This window comes from Helicobacter sp. MIT 14-3879 (assembly GCF_003364125.1).
The window spans coordinates 1-2,230 of the sequence record NZ_NXLP01000129.1 but is presented as its reverse complement, the minus strand read 5'-3'; the positions used below and the strand labels follow the sequence as shown (position 1 = coordinate 2,230).

At 31.3% G+C, this 2,230-nt stretch carries 2 protein-coding genes and 1 pseudogene; all 3 read left to right on the top strand.

Annotated elements, in window-relative coordinates:
- Positions 1 to 287, top strand: a 287-nt coding sequence (locus CQA44_RS11875) for a YebC/PmpR family DNA-binding transcriptional regulator (protein WP_181881911.1), incomplete at its 5' end; no start/stop codon positions are given.
- A 493-nt stretch (positions 288 to 780) separates the two neighbouring features.
- Entirely contained in the window at positions 781 to 942 is a 162-nt protein-coding gene (locus CQA44_RS12835; RefSeq protein ID WP_181881910.1) for a hypothetical protein, read from the top strand.
- Positions 936 to 1,040 (top strand): annotated as a pseudogene (locus tag CQA44_RS11865) (hypothetical protein); the annotation flags it as partial. The gene CQA44_RS12835 and the pseudogene CQA44_RS11865, both read left to right, overlap by 7 nt.
- Positions 1,041 to 2,230 lie beyond the last annotated feature (1,190 nt).

The window sequence follows — 2,230 nt, the reverse complement described above, 5'->3', positions numbered from 1 at the left end:
AACTGTATCTTATTGACTATGGATTAGATTCATTGCAACAATATGAAATTCAAGATTCCATAATGCAAAATGAAAATAGATATATTGCTTACTGCCAATATGAAAACTTTGGTCAATTTGCCTCTGGTTTAGAGTCTTTAAACATTATTCCTCTCTCTGCAAAACTTGTGAGAATTCCTACTAATCCTATCACTCTTAAAGAAGAACAAATTATAGAGTTAGAGAAACTGCTTGATAAAATTGAAGATGATCCTGATGTGCAAGCAGTCTATACTAATCTTGCCTAAATTGCACTGATAACTTTCTATCCGACACTCTTTTGTTAGTGTTAGCTTAATCTTTATTCAATATCAACGGAAGTCTTTTCATGTTATAATAATAGCTTGATAAAAGTATCTCAACCTATACCTTATCATGATGTAATCATAAAAAGCACATATCAGTAAGCAACCTGTGTATGCTAGTTTGTGTGCCAAGTCTGTATATTTGTGTTATATCTTTGTATTATTTATATGTTATTGAGTAATCAAGCGATAGGACTTATGGTATCAACTCGCTAGATAAGTATCACACATGTTTTTTTCTCATGGCATTACATTGCACAAACCCCTCTCACACAAACAAGCTAGAAAGAGTGAAGTATTGAGTGAATCTTAAAGCATAAGTTTTACTCAACATGACTAAAATGGCTAAACTCTAGGAACATGATAGGAGTGCCAGCAAGAAACAAAAGAAACAAAAGAAACAAAAGAAACAAAAGAAACAAAAGAAACAAAAGAAATGAAAGAAATGAAAGAAACAAAAGAAACAAAAGAAACAAAAGAAATGACAATGATAAAAGAGATTCCTAGTCTTGAAGTAACAAAGAGATATGAATACCTACAAAAGACAGGCTTGTTTTTCATTTCAGAATCTCATGAGTTCTCAAGACAAAGTGGATAAATCCTGATTGTGGATTAAAGACTCGTAAATGGGAAGAAGTAAAACCTAGTCTCAATAATATGATTAATGCAGTAAAAAAAGTGCGAAGTGAAATATGACACTTAGGAAATTAAGAGAATAAAAGACAAAGTATTAAAGAGAATAAAAGAATCTTAAAGACTAAAGCATGAAATTATTAAGAGAGAAGGAAAAGAATCTAAAGATAAAACTCTTAAATGAGGTTAAAATAAAAAATATAGAATCATGCAGAATCTAAGATTCTATCATTAAGAGATTCAGAGTGCAGAAAGAGATTCTTTGCTTTGACTGCGTTTAAAGCTCAGAATGACAAAATAGATATTTCACAATGTCATTCTGAATTTGCTTTGGTAAGGCTGAAGTATGAGTCTCATTGTTATTCCTAACCGCTTTATCGTCCTGAAACTTCCCCTTGTCATTCTGAACTTGCTTTAGCAAGTGAAGAATCTATAAGATTCTCTTCTACTAGATTCTAAAAGAGCAAAGATTCTCTCTCTGATTATGTGCTTCATTAATATTTCATGAATCTTTGTTTGATTAGAGATTCTAAAGAGAGCAAAGATTCTCAAAGTGAGAAAAGCATTAAGAACCAAGCATGAGAGAATTAAGAGAATAAGAGAGAATCAAGGCATTAAGATTCAACAAGAGAGTAAGAGAATCTAAGCATTAAGAACTAAAGAATCTAAAGATTCAAAGAGAGTAAGAGAATCAAGGCATTAAGATTCAAACATGAGAAAGAACAAGAGAGTAATAATCACAAGGGTAAGAATAAGAGAAAACAAAACAATTAAAATACTAAAGATTCTAAAGCTTTAATAAAACTCTTAAATTAGGCTAAGTGTAGAATCTCAAAAGATTCTACTAGAGATACTTCGCTATGCTTAAGTAATGACAAGTATAAATTTAACCTTACAATCTAAGTAATGACAAGTTTGAGGATTCAGAGATACTTCGGCTAACGCCTTTAGTAATAACCACTGCTCTTGCCTATATTTGTAAATAGGATAAGTTAAATTGTCATTCTGAAGTCTTGTGTAGCAAGGCTGAAGAATCTCTCTATGAGTCTCATTGTTATTCCTAACCGCTTTATCGTCCTAAAACTCCCTCTTGTCATTCTGAACTTTGCTTTAGCAAAGTGAAGAATCTATAAGATTCTCTTCTACTAGATTCTAAAAGAGCAAAGAATCTCTTTCTGATTATGTGCTTCATTAATATTTCATGAATCTTTGTTTGATTAGAGATTCTAAAGAGAGCAAAGAATCTCAAAGTG